The 24941-nt window shown below is 72.8% G+C and carries 22 protein-coding genes, 1 pseudogene and 1 riboswitch; of the genes and pseudogenes, 17 read left to right on the forward strand and 6 right to left on the reverse strand.

Features of this window, described 5'->3' with window-relative positions:
* Position 1: 1 nt before the first annotated feature.
* The 10 genes from EV378_RS26340 to EV378_RS26385 all read left to right on the forward strand — a co-directional run bounded on the left by EV378_RS26340 (position 2) and on the right by EV378_RS26385 (position 10600).
* Entirely contained in the window at positions 2–1177 is a 1176-nt protein-coding gene (locus tag EV378_RS26340; RefSeq protein WP_132430085.1) for a malate--CoA ligase subunit beta, read from the forward strand.
* Between the two features lie 24 nt (positions 1178–1201).
* A complete protein-coding gene (sucD, locus tag EV378_RS26345) occupies positions 1202–2110 on the forward strand; it encodes a succinate--CoA ligase subunit alpha (RefSeq protein ID WP_132430086.1) in 909 nt (302 codons plus the stop codon).
* Positions 2111–2157: 47 nt separating this feature from the next.
* On the forward strand, positions 2158–3084 hold the full coding sequence (locus EV378_RS26350; RefSeq protein WP_481404380.1) for a 2-hydroxyacid dehydrogenase: 927 nt from the start codon (positions 2158–2160) through the stop codon (positions 3082–3084).
* On the forward strand, positions 3081–4367 hold the full coding sequence (locus tag EV378_RS26355) for a glycerate kinase type-2 family protein (protein WP_207908874.1): 1287 nt from the start codon (positions 3081–3083) through the stop codon (positions 4365–4367). Before EV378_RS26350 ends, EV378_RS26355 begins: the two co-directional genes overlap by 4 nt.
* Positions 4368–4431: 64 nt before the next feature.
* Positions 4432–5673: an imidazolonepropionase gene (gene hutI, locus EV378_RS26360; RefSeq protein ID WP_165922492.1), complete on the forward strand. Its 1242-nt coding sequence runs from the start codon at positions 4432–4434 to the stop codon at positions 5671–5673.
* Positions 5657–6286: a cyclodeaminase/cyclohydrolase family protein gene (locus tag EV378_RS26365; protein ID WP_165922493.1), complete on the forward strand. Its 630-nt coding sequence runs from the start codon at positions 5657–5659 to the stop codon at positions 6284–6286. The genes hutI and EV378_RS26365 overlap by 17 nt, the downstream gene beginning before the upstream one ends.
* The gene (locus tag EV378_RS26370; protein ID WP_132430090.1) at positions 6283–7203 is read left to right on the forward strand and encodes a bifunctional 5,10-methylenetetrahydrofolate dehydrogenase/5,10-methenyltetrahydrofolate cyclohydrolase; all 921 of its coding nucleotides are present in this window, start codon (positions 6283–6285) and stop codon (positions 7201–7203) included. Before EV378_RS26365 ends, EV378_RS26370 begins: the two co-directional genes overlap by 4 nt.
* A 7-nt stretch (positions 7204–7210) precedes the next feature.
* On the forward strand, positions 7211–8263 hold the full coding sequence (locus tag EV378_RS26375) for a class I fructose-bisphosphate aldolase (RefSeq protein ID WP_132430091.1): 1053 nt from the start codon (positions 7211–7213) through the stop codon (positions 8261–8263).
* 26 nt (positions 8264–8289) lie between these two features.
* Positions 8290–9792 (forward strand): cobyric acid synthase, encoded by a 1503-nt coding sequence (locus EV378_RS26380; RefSeq protein WP_132432784.1) that lies wholly within the window; start codon positions 8290–8292, stop codon positions 9790–9792.
* Positions 9785–10600, forward strand: coding sequence for an adenosylcobinamide-GDP ribazoletransferase (locus tag EV378_RS26385; protein ID WP_243653778.1), 816 nt, complete (start codon positions 9785–9787; stop codon positions 10598–10600). The genes EV378_RS26380 and EV378_RS26385 overlap by 8 nt, the downstream gene beginning before the upstream one ends.
* Before the next feature lie 100 nt (positions 10601–10700).
* Here EV378_RS26385 and EV378_RS26390 read toward each other — a convergent pair whose 3' ends face one another.
* Entirely contained in the window at positions 10701–10898 is a 198-nt protein-coding gene (locus tag EV378_RS26390; RefSeq protein WP_132430092.1) for a hypothetical protein, read from the reverse strand.
* A gap of 370 nt (positions 10899–11268) precedes the next feature.
* Here EV378_RS26390 and EV378_RS37205 point away from each other — a divergent pair.
* From EV378_RS37205 to cobM, 4 genes and pseudogenes are all read left to right on the forward strand, one after another.
* Positions 11269–11361: pseudogene (locus EV378_RS37205) on the forward strand (nucleotide-binding protein); the annotation flags it as partial.
* Between the two features lie 148 nt (positions 11362–11509).
* On the forward strand, positions 11510–12289 hold the full coding sequence (locus EV378_RS26400) for a precorrin-2 C(20)-methyltransferase (RefSeq protein ID WP_132430094.1): 780 nt from the start codon (positions 11510–11512) through the stop codon (positions 12287–12289).
* Positions 12289–14022 carry a nicotinate-nucleotide--dimethylbenzimidazole phosphoribosyltransferase gene (cobT, locus tag EV378_RS26405; protein ID WP_132430095.1) on the forward strand — a complete coding sequence of 578 codons (1734 nt, stop codon included), beginning with the start codon at positions 12289–12291 and terminating at the stop codon, positions 14020–14022. Before EV378_RS26400 ends, cobT begins: the two co-directional genes overlap by 1 nt.
* Before the next feature lie 76 nt (positions 14023–14098).
* Entirely contained in the window at positions 14099–14848 is a 750-nt protein-coding gene (gene cobM / locus EV378_RS26410) for a precorrin-4 C(11)-methyltransferase (RefSeq protein ID WP_132430096.1), read from the forward strand.
* Positions 14849–14854: 6 nt separating this feature from the next.
* On the opposite strand, the gene EV378_RS26415 is transcribed toward cobM, so the two are convergent.
* From EV378_RS26415 to cobG, 4 genes are read right to left on the reverse strand one after another with little or no spacing between them, the layout of a single operon-like run.
* A complete protein-coding gene (locus EV378_RS26415) occupies positions 14855–15970 on the reverse strand; it encodes a cobalt-precorrin-5B (C(1))-methyltransferase (protein WP_132430097.1) in 1116 nt (371 codons plus the stop codon).
* Positions 15967–17499: a precorrin-2 C(20)-methyltransferase gene (locus EV378_RS26420; protein WP_132430098.1), complete on the reverse strand. Its 1533-nt coding sequence runs from the start codon at positions 17497–17499 to the stop codon at positions 15967–15969. Before EV378_RS26420 ends, EV378_RS26415 begins: the two co-directional genes overlap by 4 nt.
* Entirely contained in the window at positions 17496–18128 is a 633-nt protein-coding gene (locus EV378_RS26425; RefSeq protein WP_132430099.1) for a precorrin-8X methylmutase, read from the reverse strand. The genes EV378_RS26420 and EV378_RS26425 overlap by 4 nt, the downstream gene beginning before the upstream one ends.
* A complete protein-coding gene (gene cobG, locus EV378_RS26430) occupies positions 18125–19336 on the reverse strand; it encodes a precorrin-3B synthase (protein WP_132430100.1) in 1212 nt (403 codons plus the stop codon). Before cobG ends, EV378_RS26425 begins: the two co-directional genes overlap by 4 nt.
* 63 nt (positions 19337–19399) lie before the next feature.
* Positions 19400–19601: riboswitch (cobalamin riboswitch) on the forward strand.
* Between the two features lies 1 nt (position 19602).
* On the opposite strand from cobG, the gene cobA reads away from it, so the two are divergent.
* Positions 19603–20889: a uroporphyrinogen-III C-methyltransferase gene (gene cobA, locus EV378_RS26435; RefSeq protein WP_243653779.1), complete on the forward strand. Its 1287-nt coding sequence runs from the start codon at positions 19603–19605 to the stop codon at positions 20887–20889.
* Positions 20886–22706, forward strand: coding sequence for a chloride channel protein (locus EV378_RS26440; RefSeq protein WP_341540455.1), 1821 nt, complete (start codon positions 20886–20888; stop codon positions 22704–22706). Before cobA ends, EV378_RS26440 begins: the two co-directional genes overlap by 4 nt.
* On the opposite strand, the gene EV378_RS26445 is transcribed toward EV378_RS26440, so the two are convergent.
* Entirely contained in the window at positions 22670–23638 is a 969-nt protein-coding gene (locus EV378_RS26445; RefSeq protein ID WP_132430102.1) for a LysR family transcriptional regulator, read from the reverse strand. The two genes, EV378_RS26440 and EV378_RS26445, sit on opposite strands and share 37 nt — an antisense overlap.
* A 130-nt stretch (positions 23639–23768) precedes the next feature.
* On the opposite strand from EV378_RS26445, the gene EV378_RS26450 reads away from it, so the two are divergent.
* Positions 23769–24929: an NAD-dependent formate dehydrogenase gene (locus tag EV378_RS26450; protein ID WP_132430103.1), complete on the forward strand. Its 1161-nt coding sequence runs from the start codon at positions 23769–23771 to the stop codon at positions 24927–24929.
* Positions 24930–24941: the final 12 nt, after the last annotated feature.

Here is a 24941-nt window from a genome sequence, read left to right on the forward strand (position 1 = left end):
GGTGGACATCCACGAGTACCAGGCCAAGGAGATCCTGGCGCGCTACGGCGTCCCGGTCCCGAAGGGCGGGCTGGCCTACAGCCCGGAGCAGGCGTCGTACCGCTCCACCGAGATCGGCGGCTCGGGATGGGTCGTCAAGGCCCAGGTGCACAGCGGCGGTCGGGGTGAGGCAGGGGGAGTGAAGCTCTGCCACTCCGACGGCGAGGTCCTCGCCGCCGCCGACGAGCTGTTCGGCAAGCGCCTCGTCACCAGGCAGGCGCCCGCGGGCAAGCTCGTCTACCGGGTCTACGTCGAGGAGGCCACCGACATCTCCCGGGAGCTCTACCTCGGGTTCGTGCTGGACCGCGCCTCCGAGACGATCCTGATCATCGCCTCGGGCGAGGGCGGGATGGACATCGAGGAGCTCGCGGTCCGCGCGCCGGAGGCCATCGTCCGTACGGTCGTCGAGCCGGCCGTCGGGATCACCGAGTTCCAGGCCCGTGAGATCGCCTTCGGGATCGGCCTCGAGCCGGGCCAGATCTCGGACGCCTCTCGGGTGATCCGCCGCGCCTACCAGGTGTTCACCGACCTGGACGCGACGATGCTGGAGATCAACCCGTTGGTCGCAACGGGCGAGGGCTCCCTGCTCGCCCTCGACGCCAAGCTCTCCTTCGACGACAACGCCCTGTTCCGCCACCCGGAGGTCGCCGAGCTGCGCGACCGCAGCCAGGAGGACTCGCGCGAGGCCCACGCCGAGGACCGCGGGCTCGCCTACGTCGGACTGGACGGCGACATCGGCTGCATGATCAACGGGGCCGGCCTGGCCATGGCCACGATGGACATGATCAAGCTCGCGGGCGGTGAGCCCGCGAACTTCCTCGACATCGGGGGCGGCGCGTCGCCGGACCGCGTGCTGAAGGCGTTCCGCGCGGTCCTGAACGACACCAACGTCGCCGCGATGCTGGTCAACATCTTCGCCGGCATCAACCGGTGCGACTGGGTCGCGGAGGGTGTCGTGGCCGCCTACACGAGCCTGTCCGTGACGATCCCGGTGGTCGTCCGGCTGGCCGGGACGAACGTCGAGGAGGGACAGCGCATCATCGCCGAGTCCGGGCTCCCGATCCTGACCGCCGACTCCCTCGCCGAAGCGGCCCGCCTGGTCGTCGAGGCCAAGCAGAACGCCGCCGTCCCGGCCTGACCCCGACATCCGAGGAGACCAGTCATGGCGATTCTGCTCACCGAGTCCTCACGGGTCCTGATCCAGGGCCTGACCGGGCGCATCGGCCAGTTCCACGCACAGGAGATGATCGACTACGGGACGAACGTCGTCGGCGGTGTGACACCCGGCCGTGCGGGCACGCGGGTGCTCGACCGCCCCGTGTTCAACACCGTCAAGGACGCCGTCGTGGCGACCCACGCCGACACGTCGATCGTGTTCGTCCCCCCGCCGTTCGCCGCCGACGCGATCATGGAAGCCGCGGACGCGGGGATCCGGTACTGCGTGTGCATCACCGACGGCATCCCGACGCAGGACATGATGCGGGTGAAGCGGTACATGCGCCGCTACAAGTCGGCCAACCGGATGGTGCTGACCGGGCCGAACTGCGCCGGCACGATCTCACCGGGCCGGGCGATGCTGGGAATCATGCCCGGGCACATCTACACCCCGGGACGGGTCGGCATCATCGGGCGGTCCGGGACGCTCGGCTACGAGGCGGCCTCCCAGCTCAGCGCTCTGGGGATCGGTGTGTCCACCTCGGTCGGCATCGGCGGGGACCCGATCAACGGCTCGTCGTTCCGCGACCACCTGGCGCGCTTCGAGGACGACGCGGAGACCGACGCGGTGATCATGATCGGCGAGATCGGCGGGCCGCAGGAGGCCGAGGGCGCGACGTTCGTCCGCCAGCAGATGACCAAGCCGGTGGTGGCCTACGTGGCGGGCCTGTCCGCGCCGCCCGGACGCAAGATGGGCCACGCCGGAGCGATCGTCTCCGCGGCGGGCGAGTCGGCCCAGGAGAAGGTCGAGCTGCTCGCCGACGCCGGCGTGACCACCGTGCCGGACCCGTCGAGCATGGGCACGACGGTCGCCGCCGTGCTCCGGGAGCGGGGCCTGCTGGCGGTGCCGGCGTGAGTGACGGCGACCCGACCGTCGTCGTCACCCGGCGGTGGCCGGAGCCGGTGGAGCGGCAGCTCCGGGAGCGCTTCTCGTCCGTGCAGCTCAACACGGACGACACACCGTTCGGTGCGGACCGGCTGCGGGAGGCCCTGCAGCAGGCGGACGTCGTCCTGCCCACGGTCTCCGACCGGCTCCCCGCCGAGATGTTCGCCGGCGGTGTGCGCACCCGGTTCCTCGGCAACTTCGGCGTCGGCTTCAACCACATCGACGTCGACGCGGCCGCGGCAGCCGGGGTGGTCGTGACCAACACGCCGGGCGTGCTCACCGACGCCACCGCGGACACGGCCATGACGCTCGTCCTGATGACCGCGCGCCGCGCCGGCGAGGGCGAGCGCGAGGTACGGGACGGCCGGTGGACCGGCTGGCGGCCCACGCACCTGCTCGGCAGCGACGTCACCGGGCGGACGATCGGGATCCTCGGCATGGGCCGGATCGGATCCGCGGTCGCCCGCAGGGCCCGGTTCGGGTTCGACATGCCGGTCGTCTACTACGACCCGAACGTGACCGACCCGGCCTCGGCCGGCGTGCCCGACGCGCGGGGTGTCGGCACCGTCGAGGAGGTGCTCGAGCAGGCGGACGTGGTGAGCCTGCACATGCCGGGTGGTGCCGGCAACTCGCGGCTGATCGACGCGGAGCGGCTCGCCCGGATGAAGGCGACCGCGTTCCTGATCAACACGGCGAGGGGCGACATCGTCGACACCGGCGCTCTGGTGAAGGCGCTGTCGAACGGCACGATCGCCGGGGCGGGTCTCGACGTCTACGACACCGAGCCGGAGGTCCCGGAGGCCCTGCGGGCGCTGCCGAACGCGGTGCTGCTGCCGCACCTGGGCAGCGCGACGTGGCAGACCAGGGTGGCGATGGGCGAGATGGTCCTGGACAACCTCACCGCGTTCCTCGAGGGACGGCCGCCACCGTGTCGAGTGGCGTGACCGCGGTCCGTGCGACCGGGGTCGGCGCACCGGAGGCACTGCTGCGCAGCATGTTCGACGCGGCCGTGACCGCCGCCGACCCCGCCGTCCGGATCCCGGAGGTGCTCGGGCCGTCCGACTGGGCGGGCGAGCGCACGATCGTGATCGGCGCCGGGAAGGCGGCGGCGACGATGGCCCGCGCGGTGGAGGCGGCGTGGTCGGCGGCGCCCGCCCCGCGGAGCTCGCTCGTGGGCGCGGTGGTCACCCGCTACGGCCACCGGGTCGACTGCGAGCGGATCGAGGTCCACGAGGCCGGCCATCCGGTGCCCGACGGCGCGGGGGAGCGGGCGACCCGCCGGATACTGGAGCTGGCCCGGTCGGCGGGTCCCGCGGACCGCGTGCTGGCGCTCGTGTCCGGTGGCGGCTCGGCGTTGCTGGTGGCACCCCTTCCGGGTCTCACGCTGGCGCACGAGCAGGAGATCGGTGCCGCGCTGCTGCGCAGCGGCGCGCCGATCGACGAGATCAACCTCGTCCGTCGGCACCTGTCGCTGGTCAAGGACGGCGGGCTGGCCATGGCGTGCGCCCCGGCGCCGGTCCGCGCGCTCGTCGTCTCCGACGTCCCCGGCGACGACCCGGCCGTGATCGCCTCGGGCCCCCTGCTGGCCGACGGCTCGACCCGGGCCGACGCCGCGGCGGTGCTCGACCGTCGCGGCATCCCGGTGCCGGACGAGGTGCGTCGCGTCCTGGCCGGGGCCGCGCCGGACGGGCCGCCGCCGCACGTCCCGCACGAGATCATCGCCGCTCCGCAGCAGTCCCTCGAGGCCGCCGCGTCCGTGGCCAGGGCGGCGGGCGTGACCCCGGTCCTGCTCGGCGACGCCATCGAGGGCGAGTCCCGTGAGGTCGGTCGGGTGCTGGCCGGGATCGCGGCACAGGTCCGGCGGCACGGCCAGCCGGCAGGCGCGCCGTGCGTCCTGCTCTCCGGCGGGGAGACCACGGTCACCGTGCGTGGCGAGGGGTCCGGTGGCCCGAACGTGGAGCTCCTGCTCGCGCTCGCCACGGCCGCCCGCGGGAACCCGGTGCACGCCATCGCGTGCGACACCGACGGTGTGGACGGTGCCGCGGAGGTCGCCGGGGCGGTCGTCACGCCGGACACGCTGGACCGGGCCGAGCGGCTCGGCCTCGACCCGGAGGCCGCACTCGCGGCCAACGACGGACACGCGTTCTTCGCGGCGCTGGGGGACCAGGTCGTCACCGGACCGACGCTGACCAACGTCAACGACTTCCGCGCGGTGCTGGTCACATGAACGCGTTCGCCCGGTGTAGCGTGCCGCGGACCGAAATTTCGTACGTTCACGTAAGGAGATCATCGTGCCAGAGTCGGCCGTGATCACAGACGCCGCCGTGGCCGTGTCGGGCGAGGAGGTCCACCGTGACCACGCCGTCGTCGTCGACGGCGGAACCATCGCCTGGCGGGGTCCCCAGGACGAGATCCCCGACCAGTGGTCGGGCCTCGGGCGGTGGTCCGCGGAGGGACGGCTGGTCACGCCCGGGCTGGTCGACTGCCACACCCACCTGCTGTTCGGTGGCGACCGCCGGGCCGAGTTCGCCGAGCGGGCGGCCGGATCCGGCACCTACCGCGACCAGCTCGCCGGGGCGGCCTCCGGCGTCCGGGCGACGGTGTCGGCGACCGGCGCGACCGGGGACGACGAGCTCCTGGCCGCGGCCCGGCGGCGCGCCGGCTGGCTGATCCGCAGCGGGGTCACCACGCTCGAGGTCAAGACGGGATACGGGCTCGAGCCGGACGCCGAGCTGAGGCTGCTGCGGCTGTGCCACCGGCTGCGCGAGGAGCTGCCCGTGCGGGTCCGGATCACGCTGCTGGCCGGGCACGTGTACCCGGACGGCGTGGACCGCGACGACGAGGAGCAGACCGCCGAGTGGATCACGACGCTCTGCAAGGACCTGCTGCCCGCCGCCCGGGAGATCGGGGTCGACGCCGTCGAGGTGTACCTCGACGAGGACGGCGGCTTCACGCTCGACGACGCGAGCACCGTGCTCGAGACCGCGTACAAGACCAAGACGCCGACCCGGCTGCAGACCGACCACCTCAGCGACAGCGCGGGAGCCTCGCTGGCGCCCGCGTTCTACGCCAAGGCCGCCGCCCACCTGAACTTCCCGGACGAGGCGGCGCTGAGCTCGATGGCCAAGTCCGGGACGACGGCGGTGGCGCTGCCGGGCTCGGTGCTCGAGCTGGGTGAGTCCGATCGGCCGGACATCGGCGCGCTGCGGGCCGCGGGTGTCCCGGTCGCGATCGCGACCGGGCTCAACCCCGGTACGTCCCCGCTGGGCAGTCTGCCGTTGGCCGCGCACCTCGGGGTCGTGCTGCTGGGGATGACGCCCGCCGAGGCCTACGCCGGCGTGACGGTGCACGCGGCCCGCGCGCTGGGCCTGGCGGACGGCACCGGCACCGTGGACGTCGGCGCTCCCGCCGACCTGGCGTTCTGGGATGCCGACGATCCCAGCGAAGTCATCTATTGGGCCGGCGCCCCACTCCTGCACTCCGTGTGGGCGGGTGGCCGGGAGGTGGAGGTGTCCCGTGAGTTCGTTCAGTGACATGACGGTCGACCAGTTCCTCTGGTCGGTGGCCTCCGACGCGCCCTCGCCCGGAGGGGGTGCGGTCGCGGCGATCGTGGTCGCCCAGGCGGCCGGCCTGGCGGCGATGGCCGGGCGGTACAGCCTGGGACGCAAGGCCGAGGACAGCGACGACACCGTCGCGATCTCCGAGATGGTCCGGGCCGCCGACCGGTTGCGCGACGAGGCCGCACCGCTGGCGGACGCGGACGGGGAGGCCTACGAGGGCTACCTGCGGGCCGTCCGGCTCCCGCGCGAGCCGGATCCCGCCGCACGGTCGGAAGCGATCATCAAGGCGACCTCGGCCGCCGCCGACGTACCGCTGGCCACGGCGGAGGCGGCCGCGGAGGTCGCGCGGATCGCCGCCGAACTGGTCGAGCGCGGTAACAAGAACCTCCGCGGGGACGCCGCGGCCGCGGCCCTGATGGCGGCCTCGGCGGCCACGACGGCCGCCATCATGGTGGTCGACAACCTGTCGAGGGTCCCGGACGACCCCCGCCGCGATCGTGCCGTGCAGGCGGCCGCCGAAGCACGGGGGTCGGCCGACCAGGCCACGGCACGGTTTCCCGGCGTGGCGGCGAGGCTCCTCCCGTGACCCCTGGGATCGGACTGCCACCCCGTTCCGAGCTGCTCGACGGGCGTCTGGTCGCCAAGGAGCTCAAGGAGGAGGTCCGCCACGAGCTGGACGAGCTGCGGGCGTCCGGCCACGAGTGCGGGTTGGCGACCGTGATGGTCGGAGACGACTACTCGGCCGCGGCCTACGAGCGGAGACTCCGGCGCCTGGCGGACGCGCTCGAGATCCGTTACCGCCACTACTGGCTCGCCGCCGAGACGTCGCACGACGAGGTGGCACGCGTCGTGCACCAGCTCAACGCCGACCCGAGCGTGCACGGCATCCTGCTGCTGCGTCCGCTGCCGGTGCACGTCCCGGAGCCGCAGCTGTTCTCGCAGCTGGACCCGTGCAAGGACATCGAGGCCCTGCACCCGGAGAACGCGGGCCTGCTCGCGCTGGGCACGCCGCGGTTCCTGCCGTCGACTCCGGCGTCGGTCTTCCACATCCTCGACCGATGGCTCGACGAGAGCGGGCAGGATCGCGACCGCTTCTACAAGGGCGCGACGATCGTGGTGGTCGGACGGTCGAACAACGTCGGGAAGCCCACGTTGGCTCTCGGCCACGCGCGGGGTGCCGTGGTGATCTCCTGCGACGAGTGGGCGAGCCGCTCCGGACACCTGGCCGAGTTCACGTTGCGTGCCGACGTCCTCGTCGTCGCGGCGGGCGTGCCGGACCTGATCAGCGCCGAGCACGTCTCGGACGGCGCGGTCCTGATCGACGTCGGGATCAATCCCGTGACCGACTCGAACACGGGGCGTGTGCGGCTGGTGGGCGACATCGACCTGCCCGCCGTGCTGCACCTGGCCCGGGCGGCCACACCGGTGCCGGGTGGTGTCGGACCGGTGACGGACGTGTGGCTGATGAAGAACTGCGTCGCCGCTGCACGGCAGGCGAACTGAGGCCACCATGCGAGAGAGCACCCACCGTGGTGACGGACCCGGCCCGGGGTCGGCGACGGCACCCGCCGCGCTGTTCGCCGACGCCAGGGGGATCCTGCTGCTCGACCAGGAGAGGGAGCTCTCCCGTCGTCTGCGGCGACACGGCATCCCCGGGAAGCCATCGCTCCGTGACGGGTACCACGAGCTGTTGCTCGGTGCGGAAGGCCTGTGCGAGCACGTCGCCGCCGTGCAGCTGTCGGTGGAGCAGCTGGACCGGTTGGCCGGCCGGGACACGCCCGCGGGACTGCTGTTCGGGGCTCGTGCCGACCGCGGAGTGCAACCACTGCGCGGGCACTCCGGCGAGTCGGTCACCCGGGGTCTGGAGAACCTCGGGCCCCGCCTGGAACACCTGGCCTCGGCCGGCGCGTCGTACGCGTCATGGCGGGGCGTCTTCGTGATCAGCGAGGGACGCGGCCGTGCTACGCCGTCGCCGACCGTCGTCGGCGTGAACACGGCGACCATGGCCAGGTTCGCGCGGGCGTGCCTCGGGGCGGGGCTCGTCCCACTGCTGATCGTCGACGTGCTGACCGACGGACATCACGACGTCTGGCGCTGCGCCGAGGTGATCGGGTCGCTCCTCGGCGACCTGTTCGACGCGATCGCGGCCCACGACGTCGGAGCGAGCCAGGTCGCTCTCGTGACGTGTGTGGCCATCGAGGGGGCCGGAGGCGCGACCCGTGCGGAGCCGTCGGAGGTGGCGGCGGCAACCGCTACCGCCCTGCGGAACGTTCCGGTGGACCCGGGTGCCGTCGGGTTCCTGTGCGGTTCCGTCCCGTTCAAGCGGTTCGCTCGGAACCTGGATGCTCTCCGTGCGCTCCGTTCCCCTCGTCCGGGGTTCGCGATCGGGCGAGCGCTGACCGATCCGGTGCTGGCCCAGTGGCGGGGCGACCGCGGACGGGAGGCTTCTGCCCGCACCGTCCTGCTGGATCGGCTGCGAACCCTCCACGCGGTGGGCGGGGGAGACCCCGCACCGTGGCCCGGTACCACTGCCGACGACCGGGTGGGACGGTCACTGCGGTGACGGTGAGCGACGTCGTCGGTTCACTCATGGTGGTGGGGACGAGCTCGGACGCGGGCAAGAGCGCCCTGGTTGCCGGGGTCTGTCGCTGGTTGCGTCGTCGCGGTGTCCGGGTGGCGCCGTTCAAGGCGCAGAACATGAGCAACAACTCCGTCGTCACGACCGACGGCGGCGAGATCGGCAGGGCACAGGCGATGCAGGCGCGCGCCTGCGGGCTGGAACCGAGCGTGGCGTTCAACCCGGTTCTGCTCAAACCCGCCACCGACCACACGGCCCAGGTGGTCCTGAAGGGTCGGGCCGTCGGGCAGGTCACCGCGCGTTCGTACCGGGACCGGGCCGAGGTCCTGCGGGAGATCGTGGTGGGCGAGCTGGGCGCTCTGCGTGCCGCGTTCGACGTCGTCATCTGCGAGGGCGCCGGCTCCGCGGCAGAGATCAATCTCCGGCCGACCGACGTGGCGAACATGGCGCTCGCCACGGCGGCGGAACTACCGGCCGTCCTCGTCGGCGACATCGACCGAGGGGGCTTGCTGGCCCACCTGCTGGGAACCGTCGCGGCCCTCGATCCCGAGGACCAGGCGCGGATCGGCGGATTCGTGGTGAACAAGTTCCGCGGTGATCCCACGATCCTGGCCCCGGGCCTGTCACAGCTTCGCACCCTGACCGGCCGGTCCACGCTCGGCGTGGTGCCGTGGACGCCCGGGGTCTGGATCGACGCCGAGGACTCCCTGTCGACGAGCAGTGGTGACGGGATCGGCCCGGCGGCTGCGCCGCGCGGTTCGATGTGGCTGAGGGTGGCGGTCGTGCGCTTCCCGCGCATCTCCAACTCGACCGATGTCGACGCGGTGGCGTGTGAGCCGGGTGTGCTCGCACGGTACGTGTCGACGCCGTCGGGGCTGGTCGATGCGGACGTGGTGATCCTTCCGGGCACGAAGGCGACGGTGGCGGATCTGGACTGGATGCGCCGGAGCGGTGTCGCGGCGGCGGTCGTCGAGCATGCGGGCACCGGAAGGCCCGTGTTCGGAATCTGCGGGGGCTACCAGATGATGGGCAAGCGCATCGTGGACCCGACCGGCGTCGAGGCCGCCGGTGGCTCGGTCGTCGACGGGCTCGGCCTGCTCGACCTCGAGATCGAGTTCGAGCGGGACAAGCACCTCGCCACCCCGGTCGGCGTGGCGCTGGGCCATCCGGTCCGCGGATACGAGATCCACCACGGCAGGGTGGTGCGCTCGTCGGACCCGCAGCTGATCACCGACGTCGCCGAGGGATCGGACGCGGGGTGTGTTGCCGGCACGCACTGGCACGGCCTCCTGGAGAACGACGGGTTCCGCCGCGAACTGCTGGCCCGATGGGCGGAACAGAGCGGCCGGACCGGGTTCGTCGCCGACTCCGGGACCAGCTTCGCCGCCGAGCGGGAGCGGCAGCTGGACCTGCTCGGCGATCTCGTCGAGGCACACCTCGACACCGCGGCGCTGGAGAACCTGATCTGTCGGGGCACCCCCGCCATGCCGGTCGTGCGGACACGACTTGAGTAGCGGGAGCTCTGCCGCCGGTTCCGGGCGGCGTCGCCGGGCGATCGGCATCGGCCTGCGCGGGCCTGCGCTGGCCACGAGCATGCTGACGGTGCTACCGCTGCCCGTGCAGCCGGTCGATCGGGCGCGGGCGGCCTCCGCGGTCCGGTGGGCACCCGTGATCGGCGCGGCGGTGGGCGCTTCCGGAGGGGCCGTGCTCGTGGCCGCACGGCTGCTCGGCGTTCCGGCCGCGGTGGCGGCGGCTCTCGCGGTGGGCACCCTGCTGCTGACCACCCGGGGCATGCATCTCGACGGGCTGGCCGACACCGCCGACGGTCTCGGCTGCTACGGACCGCCGGAACGGGCGCTGACCGTGATGCGCAGCGGCCCGATCGGGCCTTTCGGGGTCGCGACGATCGTCGTCGTGCTCGCCGTGCAGATGTCGGCGCTGGCGGCGCTGCCCGTGCACTGGTCGTCGATCGGTGTGGTGGCGTGGGCCGGGGCCGTCGGACGGTCCGGTCTCGGATGGTGCTGCAGGAGAGGCGTTCCGGCGGCGCGACCGGACGGTATGGGCGCCCTCGTCGCCGACGCGCAGCCGGCGTGGACGGCGCCTGCGTGGTGGACCGCCCTGGCCGTGGTCGGTGCCGTGACCGTACCGGGAGTGACCTGCGCGCCGATCGCGGTGCTGGGTGCGGCCGCGGTGGTGGTCGTCCTGTCCGGGCACGTCCGGCGCCGTCTGGGCGGAATGAACGGTGACGTGCTGGGCGCGGTCACGGAGCTGGGCACGACCGTGGCGCTAGTGGCGGCCGGCTCGGGCCTCACGGCGACATGACGTCGGCGACGACGGTCACGACTCCCGGACCCGACATCCGGTTCGCCGAGGCGGGCTCCGGCGTCCGTGCTCGACAGGAGGCGGAGCCCGCCGCGTGGCGTCAGTCCTGGTAGGCGAGGAGCTGAAGCCCCAGACGCTGTTCGGTGGCCTGCAGCTGCGCGAGCTGCTCGTCGTCGAGACGGGCGTAGGGCGAGCTGTCGCGGTAGGCGACCACCGGCGCGCCGATCCGCGTCTCGAGGTCGGTCACCGCGTCGAGGGCTCCACCGTCCAGGTCGGCGGGCGACAGGTCCGTGTTCATCGGGATACCTCCGTGATCGGTGTTCTGACGTACTCCACAACCTCCGTCCGGAGCAGATTTCCGGACCGACATCGATGATGGCAGATCGTGGTGGTTCGCACCGCGATCCGGCACCCGGATCGCTCGTGCGAGTCCCGACGACCAGCCATGCCGTGCTGCCGAGTGGTGCGCGTCGGCGCACCCCCGGACATGGCACGGGGGCTTCATTATTTAACCTTAACGTGAGAAACTGTGATCCGGGTCCGGCGCGCGGGCCTCCGCAACGACGCGAGCCTGGAGGGGCGATGCCGCAGGGACGGGTCCTGGTCGAGCCGGCGGACCGGCCGACCACCTGCCAGCGCCGTCCCCGACCCCGGCGAGGGATCGAGTGGTGATCGCGCGAGCGCTGGTGGCCGCCGCCCCGTCGTCCGGTTCGGGCAAGACCACGATCGCGACCGGCCTGATGGCGGCACTCCGTCGGCGCGTGACCCTCGGCTACCCGGGAGGCCGGTCGCCCGGTTCGTGGACGCGGCACGAACTCACGCGCGGCGCGCGGCGCCCGGAACTCCGTCCGCCGCCCGGACCGCGCCAGGGCGACAGCAGCCGTCGTACACCGAGGAGACGACCAGCACATGGACGACCGCAGCTCACCGACGAACCACGATCACCGCGCCGGCCACGCCGATCGCCCCTGCGTTCTCCACGGGGTCGGCGTCGGTCCGGGTGATCCCGATCTGGTGACCGTCAGGGCCAGCGAGCTGCTGGCCGGTGCCGACGTCGTGTTCGTCCCTGTCCTCAGCCCGGAACGGACCGGACACGCCGAGCGTGTCGCGCTGCACTACGCCGAGGCCTGGCGGATCGAGCAGGTCGTCCTCGGCCCGCACGATCGCGCCGTCCCCGGCCGACGTGAGGTGGCGTGGGCAGCTGCCGTCAGGCAGGTCGCCTCCTGGCTGGAGTCGCGCCCGGGAGCGCTGGCGGTGTTCGCCACGACCGGGGACGTCTGCCTGCACTCGGCGTTCCCGCGGTTCGCCCGATGCGTGCAGGACGAGGTCGCGGGTCTGCGGGTCGAGCTCACTCCGGGCATCTCACCGATGCAGGCGCTGGCCGCGCGGGACGGGCGCTCGCTGGCGGAACCGGGTGAGACGCTGGCGGTGCTCCCGGGGACCGTCGACGACGCGGGCCTGCGCACGGCGCTCAAGGACTTCGACTGCGTCGTGGTCGAACGCGTCGGGGGACGGCTGGACGACACGGCGCGGATGCTGGGGTCGGCCGGTCGGCTCACACGGGCGATCCACGGATCGAGCGGTGGGCAGCCGATCCCGCTCGGCCTGCCCGATCACCCGTCGGACCCGCTGCCCTACCTGTCCACCGTGATCGCGTCGCCGTCCTCGCGCGGCTCGGCGGAGATGTGATGGGCGCGGGGGACGCGGAGGCGTTCTACCGGGTCGTCCACGGCCGGCGCGATGTGCGCTCCGGATTCCGTCCGGATCTGCCGGTCGATCCGGACGCGCTGACTCGCGTGCTGGCCGCCGCTCACGCCGCACCGAGCGTCGGGTTCTCCCAGCCGTGGGACTTCGTCGTCGTCCGCGACCCCGCGACCAGGGTCCGCGTCCGCGACCTGGTCCAGGCACAGCGCAGCGCGTACGCGGACTCGTTACCCCGGCCCCGGGCGGCCGCCTTCCGTGCCCTCAAGGTCGAGGCGATCCTGGACACACCGGTCAACATCGTCGTGACGTGCGACCCGACCCGGGGCGGCCGGCACACACTGGGCCGTTTCGGCCAGGCACGCATGGGGTCCTACTCGGCGGCGCTCGCCGTGCAGAACCTGTGGCTGGCCGCGCGCGCCGAAGGTCTGGGCGTCGGCTGGGTCAGCTTCTTCAGCCCGTCCGGGGAGCGTGAGCTCGCCGCGCTCCTCGAGCTGCCCGACCACCTCGAGGTCGTGGCGTACCTGTGCGTCGGCCACGTCGGGGAGTTCCCGGCCGAACCGGAGCTGGCGACCGCCGGGTGGGCGGCGCGCCGCCCGCTGAGCTGGGCGGTGCACGACGACACGTTCGGCAACCGTGGCCTACCCGGGGAGCGACCGATGGACCTGCTCAGCGAGACCCTCGCCGCGATCGGTCCGGTCGACCCCGCGGCCGGGGACGCGGCTCGCGACCAGCTGGACCGGATGACCAAGCCCCGTGGATCGCTGGGACGTCTGGAGGACGTCGCCGTGACGCTCGCGGGGATCGCGAGGTGCTGCCCGCCGCCGGTGCCGGAGCCCGCCGTGGTCGCGGTCTTCGCCGGTGACCATGGCGTGCACGCCCAGGGTGTCACGCCGTGGCCGCAGGAGGTGACGGCGCAGATGGTGGGGAACTTCCTGGCCGGTGGCGCCGTGGTCAACGCGTTCGCGAACCAGCTGGGGGCAGAGGTGTGCGTCGTCGACATGGGCGTCGCGGCCACCCTCGATCCGGTACCGGGTCTGCTCCCGCGCAAGGTCGCGGCCGGGACGGCGGACATGACCGAGGGACCGGCGCTGACCCGCGATCAGGCGCGCCGCGCGGTGGAGGCCGGCATCGAGACGGCCCGCGACCTGGTCGCCGCCGGTAACCGCTGCCTGGTCACCGGGGACATGGGGATCGCCAACACGACCGCGGCGACCGCGTTGATCTGCCGGATCACCGGCGCCGACCCCGCCCGGATCACCGGCCGCGGGACCGGCATCGACGACCGGACGCTCGCCAGGAAGACCGACGTCGTCGAACGGGCACTGGCCCGGAACCCGGCCGGGCCGGGTGACCCGGTCGGGCTGCTGGCGGCGTTCGGTGGACTCGAGCACGCGGGGCTGGCCGGGTTCGTCCTCGGCGGGGCCGCGCTGCGCGTGCCGGTGGTGCTCGACGGAGTCAGCGCCGGCGCCGCCGCGCTGGTGGCGAGCGCGTTCGCACCCGACGTCACGGGGTACTGCCTGGCAGGGCACCGCTCGGCCGAGCCGGCTCACTCCGCTGCGCTGGCGGCCCTCGGGTTCGAGCCGCTGCTGGACATGGGGCTGCGGCTGGGGGAGGGCACCGGAGCACTCCTGGCGATGCCGATCGTCGCCGCCGCCGCACGAACGCTGCACGACGTCGCAACGTTCGACTCGGCCGGCGTGACCGACAAGAACGGTTGAGGCGGGTGCACGTGCAAGAGCAGATCACGGTGGTGGGCATGGATATGTGTGGAGAAGACGTGATCGGACCGACGACGTGACCGTCCACTTCGTGGGTGCGGGCCCCGGCGCCGCGGACCTGCTGACGATCCGGGGGCGGGAACTCCTGGCCGCGTCCCCGGTCTGCCTGTACGCGGGAAGTCTCGTGCCGACGGCGATGTTGGATGCGTGCCGGGCGGGCACGCGCCTGGTCGACACCGCCCTGATGAGCCTGGACGAGATCGTCGGGGAGATGCTCGCGGCCGACGAGGAGGGCCTTGACGTGGTCCGGCTGGTGTCCGGGGACCCGTCGGTCTTCTCCGCGATCGCCGAGCAGATCCGGCGGCTCGACGCGGCCGGGGTGCCGTTCGACGTGTGCCCCGGCGTGCCGGCCTACGCGGCCGCCGCCGCCGCACTGGGACGGGAGTTCACCGTGCCGACGGTCGCCCAGACGGTCACCCTGACCCGGGTGGCCGCGCAGGCCACGCCGATGCCCGCCGACGAGGGCCTGGGTTCGCTGACCGCCGCCGCCGGGACCGTGGTCGTCCATCTGGCCGTCCACCGCATCGACGAGGTGGTCGCCGACCTGACCGCGGTCCACGGCGGCTGCTGCCCGGTCGCCGTCGTCGCGCACGCGAGCCGGGAGCACGAGATCGTGCTGCGCGGGCGCCTGGACTCGATCGCCGGGGCGGTCCGGGAGGCGGGCATCCTGCGGACCGCGGTCATCGTGGCAGGGCCTGCGCTCGCCGCCGAGCAGTTCCCGGGCAGCCACCTCTATTCGGACACCCGGGTCCGCCTCCCCGGTTGACCGGGGTCAGCCGCCGGACGGCTCCGGGACGTCCCCGGACCGGCCGACCACCCGGCCGGCTCGGTCGATGACCACGACATCGACCGTGACCGGGGCGCCACGCAGGTGTCCCAGTGCGGCTGCGCGGGCGCGCCCGGCGACGAGGGTCCCCAGGTCGAAACCGGCGTCCGTGCACAGCCGCAGCGCGTCGAGCGCAGTGTTGGCCCTGCGTACGGCGGCGACCGTCGCCTCGTCGCAGCCCGCGTCGCGGATGGTGGCGGCGAGCAGCCCGAGGTCCACCTGCGAGCGCCGCGAGTGCAGGTCGACGTGGCCGTCGCCGAGCTTGACCAGCTTCCCGATCCCGCCCGCGACCGTGAGGTGGTCGATCGGGTGGCGCCGCAGGTAGGTCAGGACCGCCCCGGCGAAGTCGCCCATGTCGAGGATCGCCTCGTCGCCGAGCCCGTAGAGCTGCTTGATCGTCGCCTCGGACGTGGAGCCGGTGGCTGCTCCGACGTGATGGAACCCGACCGCACGCGCGACGTCGACGCCGCGCCGGATGCTGTCGATCCAGGCCGAGCACGAGTACGGGATGACGACGCCGGTCGTGCCGAGGACGGAGAGCCCGCCGACGATCCCCAGCCGGGGGTTCCACGTGTGCCGAGCGAGCTCGGCACCGCCGACGATCCAGACCTCGACAACGACGTCGGCGGTACCGTCGTTGTCCGTCGCGATCCCGACCAGGGACTCGGTGATCAGCCTGCGCGGAACCGGGTTGATGGCGGGTTCGCCCACCGCCAGCGGCAGACCGGGGCGGGTCACCGTGCCGACACCGTCACCGGCCACGAACCGGACCCCGGTCCCCGGCGGGCCCGGACGGACGGTGGCCCCGACGAGGGCGCCGTGGGTCACGTCCGGGTCGTCACCGGCGTCCTTGACGACCGCGGCGCAGGCGTGTCCCGCGGACAGCTCGCGGCGGGCGAGCCCGAAGCGGGGCTGATGACCCTTCGGCAGGGTGATCTGCACCGGATCCGGGAAGGACCCGGTGAGCAGCGCCGTGTAGGCCGCGGTGGCGGCGGCCGTGGCACACGCCCCGGTCGTCCATCCGCGCCGCAGGCCGGGTCCGGCGGGCTCGCGTCCGGTCATCGTCCGTAGTGGCGAGGTGTGTAGACGCTGGCGCTGCCGTCCGGGCTCGAGATCGCCCGCGTGGTCGACGACCCGATGATGATCAGCGTGCGCATGTCCACCTGCTCGGGATCGAGTCCCTCGAGGGTCGTGACGGTGATCTGCTCACCGGCCCGGCCGACCTCGCGCCCGAGCACCACGGGCGTGTCCGGATCCCGGTGCTCGAGCAGCAGGTCGCGGGCGGCGCCGACCTGCCACGGGCGCACGCTCGACCGCGGGTTGTAGATCGCGATCGCGACGTCGGCGACGGCCGCGGCCCGCAGTCGCTCCGCGATCACCTCCCACGGCTTGAGCACGTCGGACAGCGACAGGACCATGTGGTCGTGGCCCAGCGGTGCGCCGACGGCCGCGGCGACGGCGTGCGCGGCGGTGACGCCGGGCAGGACCCGGACGCGCAGGTCGGAGTACTTCGGGGCGGCGGCGACCTCCATCACGGCGGCGGCCATCGCGAAGATGCCGGGGTCGCCACCGGAGACGACCGCGACGCGGCGTCCGGACGCCGCGAGGTCGAGCGCGTACGCGGCCCGCTCGGCTTCCACCCGGTTGTCCGACGGGTGCCTGGACTGGCGCGGGTTCGCCGGCAGGCGGTCCAGGTACGGGCCGTAGCCGACGAGATCGTCGGCCTCGGCGACGGCGGCGGCCGCCTGTGGTGTCATCCAGTCCCGGCCCGCGGGCCCGGTCCCGAGCACGGTCAGCTCGCCGGCTCCGGTCACCGGGACTCCGGTCGGCCTCCCGGCAGGTTCGCCGGTCGCGGTGTCCAGGTGGCCGCTCGCGATCCGGCCCGGCAGCAGGGCGGCGGCGAAGTAGGGGACGGTCGACGGGTCGACGTCGACGATCCGGCCGCTGCGCTCGCGCGCCGTCGAGGCCCGCTCGACGTAGATCGCCTCGTCCAGGCGACCGGCGTCGGTGAGCGCGTCGCGCACGGCGGGGAACGTCCGCCCGAGCTTGACGATCGCCGCGCTGTCGGTGTCGGCGAGGCGGCGGGCCAGCTCCCCGCGGGGCAGCGTGCCCGGGAGCACGGTGAGGACCTCGTCGCGCTCCACCAGGGGCCTGCCCACGGCGGCGGCGGCCGCGCTGACCGACGTCACACCGGGCACCACGACGGTCGGGTAGCGGTGCGCGAGCCGCTTGTGCATGTGCATGTAGGAGCCGTAGAACAACGGATCGCCCTCGGAGAGGAGGACGACGTCGCGTCCGGCGTCGAGGTGCGCGGCCAGGCGGGCCGCCGCCGCGGCGTAGAACTCGTCGATCGCCCTGCGGTACTCGTCGGGGTGTCCGACGTCCTCCGTCGTGACCGGGTAGACGAGCACCTCCTCGATGGGTGATCCGCGCAGGTGGGGCTCGGCGATGCCGCGCGCGACCGAGCGACCGTGCCGGGCGCAGTGATAGGCGACCACGTCGGCGTCGCCGATCAGCCGGGCGGCCTTGATCGTGGTCAGCTCCGGGTCGCCCGGCCCGACGCCGACGCCGTACAGGGTTCCGGCGCTCATGCCATGATCTCCCGTTCGTGGGCGAGCGCGTTGAGGGCCGCCGCCGTGATCGCCGATCCGCCACGCCGCCCGTGGACCACGAGGTACTCCAGATCCGGGCGTGCCGCCAGCGCGGCCTTGGACTCGGCGGCCCCGATGAACCCGACCGGGATGCCGAGCACCGCGGCCGGCCGCGGTCCGCCACCGTCGATCAGGTCGAGCAGGTGGAACAACGCCGTGGGCGCGTTCCCGACGGCCACCACGGCGCCCTCGAGCCGCGGCCTCCAGAGCTCGACGGCGGCCGCGCTGCGGGTGGTGCCCAGCTCGGCGGCGAGGGCCGGGACGGACGGGTCGCGCAGCGTGCAGACGACCTCGTTCCCCGCGGGGAGGCGGGCCGCCGTCACCCCGGAGGCGACCATGTGGGCGTCGCACAGGATCGGCGCGCCGGCGCGGAGTGCGGTGCGGGCCGTCTCGACCAGGCCGCGGGAGTACGCCACGTCCGCCGCGAGGCTGGTCTGTCCGCTGGCATGGATCATGCGGACCACCACGTCGGCGACGTCGGGCGGGAAGCGGCCCAGGTCCGACTCGTCCCGGATCGTGGCGAACGAGCGACGGTAGATCTCCGTACCGTCACGGAGGTAGGCGGTCACACGGTCCTCCAGAGTGCGGCGGCGAGCCCGTCGGACGGCACCCGGGTCCCGTCGACGTGGTAGCCGTCGCCGTCGGCAACGACGTCGGTGTGTGCGGTGCGGGGATGCCCGCACCGACGTGCGCACCCGGAGAGATGGGCGCGCCGCCGCTGCCCGGGGCGGGCGGCGAGCAGGTTCAGGGCGTCGGTGCGGACATCGGAGAGGGCCTTGGCGCATCCCGGGCGCCCGGTACAGCAGCTGAGCCCGACGGCCGGATCGTCCGGGTCGGTCACCAGACCGAGCGAGTCGAGGTGGCGCACGACATCCCGTGGGGCGTCGGCGAGCACCAGGGTGCGCCACGGGGTGACCACGACCTGGGGTACGAGCTCGGCGATCCGCCGCAGCTGGACGGCGGTGAGCTCGCCGAGGAGGGGCAGGAATCCGAGCGCGGTCCCGCCGTCGTCGCGGACGAGGCGGCCGACCGGGCCCGGGATCGCGGGGGGCGCACCCGCCGCGGCCGCCACCGGGCGGTCCGCCCCGGGCGGTGGAACGTCGGCACCGGTGAGCGCCGCACCGAGATGCCGGGCGGCGTCCGGGAGCTCCGCGGCCCGCCATGCTCCGGGCGCGACGTGTTCGCGCACCTGCAGGAACAGCTCGGCGACACGGGCGAGGCGGTCGGCGACGTCCTCACGGTCGATCACGATCCCGGTCGCGATGCCGCCGATCTCGAGCCGGCCCCGGTACGGGTCGACAGCACGCCAGCACACGTCCGGGTCCTCGGCGGCGACGTCACCGCGCCCGTCGTCGATCGCGAAGAGGAAGCGACCGGGGAGAGCGGCCAGTGAGGCGCTGGCGCACAGCGCCCGGTCGAGTTCGCCGGCCGTCCCGCGGACGTCGGCCGTGCCGCCGACCAGGCCGCTGAGAGGCGACGCGAGGATGTTCCGGACACGCTCGTGGGCGACCGAGGGAAGCAGGCCGGCCCCGCTGAGACACCCGGCGACGCCACTGGCGTCCGTGCTGCGCAACCCGCGGATCTGCAGGTTCGCCCGCGACGTGAGATGGATGCGTCCGTCTCCGAACGTGGTGGAGCACTCGGCGACAGCGTCCATCCCCTGGCGGCTGAGCACTCCGCCGGGAACGCGGATCCTGGCGAGATACCCGTCCTCTGCGGGGTGCAGGGACGACACGCCCGGGCAGGTGTCGCTGCGTCCGCGCGCCGGCTGTGGCATGGGGTCACACTAGAGCGGAAATCTCACCTTCACGCAAGAATTATGGTTGTGAGGCTGGGTGGCGAGCTCTCTCTGGGTTAGTGTTCCGGCGAGCTCGGAGACGCGAGAACCCGGTGCGATTCCGGGACGGTCTCGCCACTGTGTCCGGGGGCTTCCCCGGTGAGTCAGACCTCGCCCTCCACAACTCACCTGCCTGTTCCGGGCGAGGAATCCCGGACGAAGGGGGCCAGTAAGAGATGACGTCGACGTGGACTGTGCATCCGTTGATGAGCGGGCTGATCCTGGCCGGTCGCCGTGTGCTGGTGATCGGAGGGGACGTCCGGGCCCAGCGCCGGTTACCCGGATTGCTGGCGGCGGACGCGGAGATCCTGCTGGTCGCACCGCAGGTGAGTCCGGCGGTCGAGGCTCTCGCCGCGTCCGGTCAACTGACCTGGTTGCCCCGGTCCTACGACGACGAGGACCTCGACGACGCCTGGCTCGTCGTCGTGTGCGCCCCGGGGGCGGAGCTGGGGGCTCGGGTCGCCCGGTCGGCGGATCGCCGGCGGATCTTCTGCGTTGCAGCTGAATCCGTGGACGGGAGTCCGTCGCCCGGGTCGGTCGTGCTGCCTCCCACTGGCGAGTACGACGGTGTGTCGGTCGGGGTGCTGTCGCGCTCGCCGGACCGCGCGGACTCGGTCCGCGCCGCGTTGGTGGAGGCGCTGCGCAGTGGTCGGGTGTCCGAGCACGACGCCGAGCCGGTACGCCCCGGTGTCGCCCTGGTCGGTGGCGGTCCGGGCGACCCCGAGCTGCTCACCGTGCGGGGGAGCCGCCTGCTGGCCCGCGCCGACGTGGTGGTGACCGACCGGCTGGCCCCTCGCGAGGTTCTCGAGGAACTCGGCCGGAACGTCGAGGTGATCGACGCGTCGAAGATCCCGTACGGCCGCGCCCTGCCCCAGGGGCAGATCAACGCCCTGCTGGTCGAGCACGCGCGGGCGGGCAAGTTCGTCGTCCGGCTCAAGGGCGGGGATCCGTTCGTGTACGGCCGTGGATACGAAGAGGTGATCGCCTGCACCGAGGCCGGGGTCCCGGTGACCGTGGTCCCCGGGGTCACGAGCGCGATCGCCGGCCCGGCCGCCGCAGGTGTTCCGGTGAGCCATCGCGGTGTGGCGCACGAGTTCGTGGTGGTGTCCGCCCACGTCGCCCCGGACCACCCGGACTGCCTGGTGGACTGGACGGCGCTCGGGCGGCTGCGCGGCACCATCGTGTTGCTGATGGCCGTGCTGAACCTCGCACAGGTGGCCGAAACGTTGATCGCGGCCGGCCGCCCGGCCGACACACCGGTGACGGTCGTGCAGGACGCGACCACTCGCATCCAGCGTTCGGTGCGCGCCACGCTGAGCACCGTCGGCCGGGTGGTCCGTGAGCAGGACGTCCAGCCACCCGCGATCGTCGTGGTCGGGCCGGTCGCCGGCCTGGCTCCCGACGTGCAGAGCTGGAAGGCGGCCGCGACGAACCCGGTTGACGAGTGGTGCCGTCGCGACGAGGTCACGACGACGGCGCCGGGGCCGGCGTGACCGGCACGTCCGAGCAGTCGGCGCGGCGACCCGCCGCAGGCTCCGTCCGTGGCGCGCTGCTCGATGCCCCGCGACGGTTGCACGGCTGGCTGGTCGGCAGCCAGTCCGGGCTGGTCGGGCTCGCGTTGATCATCGGTGTCGGCGCGGGACTGGGCGCTGTCGTGTTCCGCTATCTGATCCTGGGAATCACATGGCTGGTCACCGGCCGGGAGGACTACAGCGACGCCGGGCGGGTGGCCAGCAGCCACCTGCCCGCACTCGGTCCGTGGTTCCTGCTGTTGGTGCCCGTCGTGGGCGGACTGATCTACGGCCCGCTGGTGTACCGGTTCGCGCCGGAGGCCCGCGGGCACGGCGTGCCCGAGGTGATGGTCGCGGTCGCCCGCAACGGCGGGCGGATCCCGGCGCGTGTCGCGGCGGTGAAGTCGCTGGCCTCGGGACTGTGCATCGGAACGGGCGGATCGGTCGGCCGGGAGGGCCCGATCGTCCAGATCGGGTCGGCGCTCGGCTCCTCGATCGGCCAGTGGCTGCGGGTCCCCGACCACCGTCTGCGGCTGATGGTGGCGTGCGGCGCGGCAGGCGGCATCTCGGCGACGTTCAACGCGCCGATCGCGGGCGTGTTCTTCGGCCTCGAGGTGATCCTGCGCCGGTTCAGTGCGGAGGCGTTCGGGATCGTGGTGCTCTCGTCGGTCACCGCCAACGTCGTCGCTCGGTCGATCGTGGGCGAGGACCACATCCTGCACCTGCCCGCGTTCGGTCTCGGCTCGCCCGTCGAGCTACCTCTCTACGGGCTGCTCGGACTGCTGGCCGGCATCGCCGGATGGGGTTTCGCGCGGGTGCTCTACCGGATCGAGGACCTCTGCGACGCGGTGTGGCGCGGGCCGGAGTGGCTGCGCCCCGGTGTGGGCGGGTTGCTGCTGGGCGGCCTGCTGCTGGCCCTGCCGCAGATGTACGGCGTCGGGTACCCGGTCCTCGAGGACGGGATCTCCGGCGAGTACGCGGTCGGGTTCCTGGTCGTCCTCATGCTCGGCAAGATGGTCGCCACCAGCCTGACCATCGGGATCGGCGGGTCCGGCGGGGTGTTCGCGCCGTCACTGTTCATCGGCGGGATGCTCGGAACCGCGTTCGGCGTCGCCGCGAACGCCGTGTTCCCGGGGCTGGACCTGTCTCCCGGCGCGTTCGGACTGGTCGGGATGGCGGCGGTGTTCGCGGCCGCGAGCCACGCGCCGATCGCCGCGGTCCTGATCGTGTTCGAGCTGACCGGGCAGTACTCGATCATCCTGCCGCTGATGGCCAGCGTCGTGCTCGCCACCGGGCTGAGCCACCTGGTCTCCCGGGACACCATCTACACGCTCAAGCTGATCCGGCGGGGGATCGACATCGACGCCGACCGCCGTGCGGACCACGACCTGTCGGGGCTCACCGTCGCCGGCGCCATGCGCGCAGCACCGCGGACGGTGCGCTCGTCGGCGCCGATGGGTGACGCGGCGCTCGCGCTCGCGGAGGCGCACTACGGGGCGATACCCGTGTGCGACGACGACGACCGCTACGCCGGTGCACTGGTCGCGACGGAGATCGGACCGGAGTCGATCGGCGACGGGTCCGGGACGACCGGGACCGCCGGTGACTGCGCGCGTTCACTGCCGGTCCTGCTCGCCGACCAGCCCCTGCACGACGTCACGGTGCTCGTGTCCGACCACGAGGCGACCGGCCTTCCGGTGCTCGACCGGACCGGAGGAGGTGTCCTGCTGGGCTGGATCGATCACCGTGACGTCCTCGCCGCCTACCACCGGGCGGCATCGCCCGCACCGACCGGGTGATCGCGTGGAGCGTCGCACGCGACGCCGCGGTCCGGCTCCGGGAACGCGTCGGTTCCGGCGATGGCGTCCATCAGCGACTGCGCCACGTGCGACGTCGGCCCCTGGCGGCCGACGATCAGTCCGACCCACGGCCGCGGGCCCGCGTCCCGGATCGGTAGCGCCCGCATTCCGGCCGGATTTCCGAATGCCGCCAACCAGGTGTTGGCGATTACCGCGGACCACCGTCCCGTGGACACGTGGGCATAGAGAGCGGCCACCGTGTCGGTTTCGACGACGACGTCCATCGACAGGCCCTGAGCGGCCATGGCGTCGTCGATTATCCGGCGGTTCTGCATGCTCCGGGTCAGTGCACATACGGGACGTGACGCGACATCCGACCACCCCACGTCGTCGCGTCCGCGAAATGCCTGCTCCGGAGCGAGCAGGAGATAGCGTTCCCGGTACAGACGAAGGGTTCCCGGCATGATCTCGTCCCCGTCGAGATAGGTCAGCCCGGCGTCGAGCTCGAACTCGGCGAGTTTGTGGATGATCTCGCGGGAGGAGAGCACCTCGAAGCGGATGCGGGCCGCTGGGTACCGGGCGGTGAGCGCTTCCGTCAGCCGGGGGCCGGCCGGTACCGCGGTCGGGATCGCGCCGATCCGGACCGTGGCGCTGAGCCCGTCGCGCATCCGGTCGAGATCGCTGCGCAGGGCCGCACGCTCGGCCAGGATGCGGTGGGCCCAGCCCACCACCCGCTGCCCCTCCGGGGTGAACCCCCCGAAGCGACGCCCGCGTTGGACGATCGTGACCCCGAGCTGGCGCTCCAGTGCCCGCAGCGCGGCCGACAGCGACGACTGGCTCGCATGGCACGCCGCCGCGGCGCGGCCGAAGTGCTGCTCCCTGGCGAGCGCGGTGAGGTATTCCAACTGTCGTAGCTGGATGTCTCCGGCCATTCTGTCAGCGTACCGGGCCAGCCTGATCGATCCTACCGATGACCAGATCGACAGGACTCATTGTCACGCAATTGATCCCAGGAGGCCGACGGGTGAAGGTGGTGCGGTTGGTCACGACGAGGAGGCAATGATGGCAACGGTTCTCTGTGTGCTCTACGACGACCCGGTGAACGGCTACCCGGAGCAGTTCCCTCGGGCCGGTCTTCCGGCTCTGGAGCGTTATCCGGATGGGCAGTCGCTCCCTTCGCCCAGCGCCATCGACTTCACGCCCGGTGCATTGTTGGGCAGTGTGTCGGGTGAGCTCGGGCTGCGCGGTTTCCTGGAGGCGCAGGGCCACGAGCTGATCGTCACGTCGGACAAGGACGGCGACGACTCCGAGTTCGACCGGCACCTCGCGGACGCCGACGTGGTGATCTCTCAGCCGTTCTGGCCGGCGTACCTGTCGGCCGAGCGGATCGCGAAGGCACCCAAGCTCAAGCTCGCGCTCACCGCCGGGATCGGTTCCGACCACGTCGATCTGGACGCGGCCATCGAGCACGGCGTGACCGTCGCCGAGGTGACGTTCTGCAACAGCATCAGCGTCGCCGAGCACGTCGTGATGATGATCCTGTCGCTGGTACGCAACTACCTGCCGTCGCACCAGTGGGTCCTCGACGGCGGCTGGAACATCGCCGACTGCGTGTCCCGTTCCTACGACGTCGAGGGCATGGACGTCGGCACCGTCGCCGCGGGCCGGATCGGGCTGGCCGTGCTACGCCGCCTGGCCCCGTTCGACATGCGGCTGCACTACACCGACCGACACCGCCTGCCCACCGAGATCGAGCAGGAACTGAACCTGACCTACCACGACAGCGCCCAGGCCATGGTCCCGCACTGCGACGTCGTGACGATCAACGCGCCGCTGCACCACGAGACACGCAACCTGTTCGACGACGACCTGCTCGCCACCATGCGCCGCGGCGCCTACCTGGTGAACACCGCCCGCGGCCTGATCGTCGACCGGGACGCGGTCGTGCGGGCCCTGCAGAGCGGGCAACTCGCCGGCTACGCCGGCGACGTCTGGTACCCGCAACCCGCCCCGGCCGACCACCCCTGGCGCACCATGCCCCACCACGGCATGACCCCACACATCTCCGGCTCCAGCCTGTCCGCACAAGCCCGCTACGCCGCCGGCACCCGCGAGATCCTCGAACACTTCCTCGACGGCACCGCGATCCGCGACGAGTACCTCATCGTCGACGGCGGCAAACTCGCAGGCACCGGAGCGCACTCGTACTCGGCCCGGGCGTAGCCGCAACGCGGC

This window comes from Pseudonocardia endophytica, assembly GCF_004339565.1.
GTDB lineage: Bacteria > Actinomycetota > Actinomycetes > Mycobacteriales > Pseudonocardiaceae > Pseudonocardia > Pseudonocardia endophytica.

Excerpts from the sequence above, each read along its gene's own strand:
- sucD (WP_132430086.1), top strand. The coding sequence starts at position 1,202 with ATGGCGATTCTGCTCACCGAGTCCTCACGGGTCCTGATCCAGGGCCTG.
- EV378_RS26375 (WP_132430091.1), top strand. The coding sequence starts at position 7,211 with ATGCGAGAGAGCACCCACCGTGGTGACGGACCCGGCCCGGGGTCGGCG.
- EV378_RS26380 (WP_132432784.1), top strand. The coding sequence starts at position 8,290 with ATGGTGGTGGGGACGAGCTCGGACGCGGGCAAGAGCGCCCTGGTTGCC.
- EV378_RS26390 (WP_132430092.1), bottom strand. The coding sequence starts at position 10,898 with ATGAACACGGACCTGTCGCCCGCCGACCTGGACGGTGGAGCCCTCGAC.
- EV378_RS26400 (WP_132430094.1), top strand. The coding sequence starts at position 11,510 with ATGGACGACCGCAGCTCACCGACGAACCACGATCACCGCGCCGGCCAC.
- cobT (WP_132430095.1), top strand. The coding sequence starts at position 12,289 with ATGGGCGCGGGGGACGCGGAGGCGTTCTACCGGGTCGTCCACGGCCGG.
- EV378_RS26415 (WP_132430097.1), bottom strand. The coding sequence starts at position 15,970 with ATGACCGGACGCGAGCCCGCCGGACCCGGCCTGCGGCGCGGATGGACG.
- EV378_RS26420 (WP_132430098.1), bottom strand. The coding sequence starts at position 17,499 with ATGAGCGCCGGAACCCTGTACGGCGTCGGCGTCGGGCCGGGCGACCCG.
- cobG (WP_132430100.1), bottom strand. The coding sequence starts at position 19,336 with ATGCCACAGCCGGCGCGCGGACGCAGCGACACCTGCCCGGGCGTGTCG.
- cobA (WP_243653779.1), top strand. The coding sequence starts at position 19,603 with ATGAGCGGGCTGATCCTGGCCGGTCGCCGTGTGCTGGTGATCGGAGGG.
- EV378_RS26445 (WP_132430102.1), bottom strand. The coding sequence starts at position 23,638 with ATGGCCGGAGACATCCAGCTACGACAGTTGGAATACCTCACCGCGCTC.
- EV378_RS26450 (WP_132430103.1), top strand. The coding sequence starts at position 23,769 with ATGGCAACGGTTCTCTGTGTGCTCTACGACGACCCGGTGAACGGCTAC.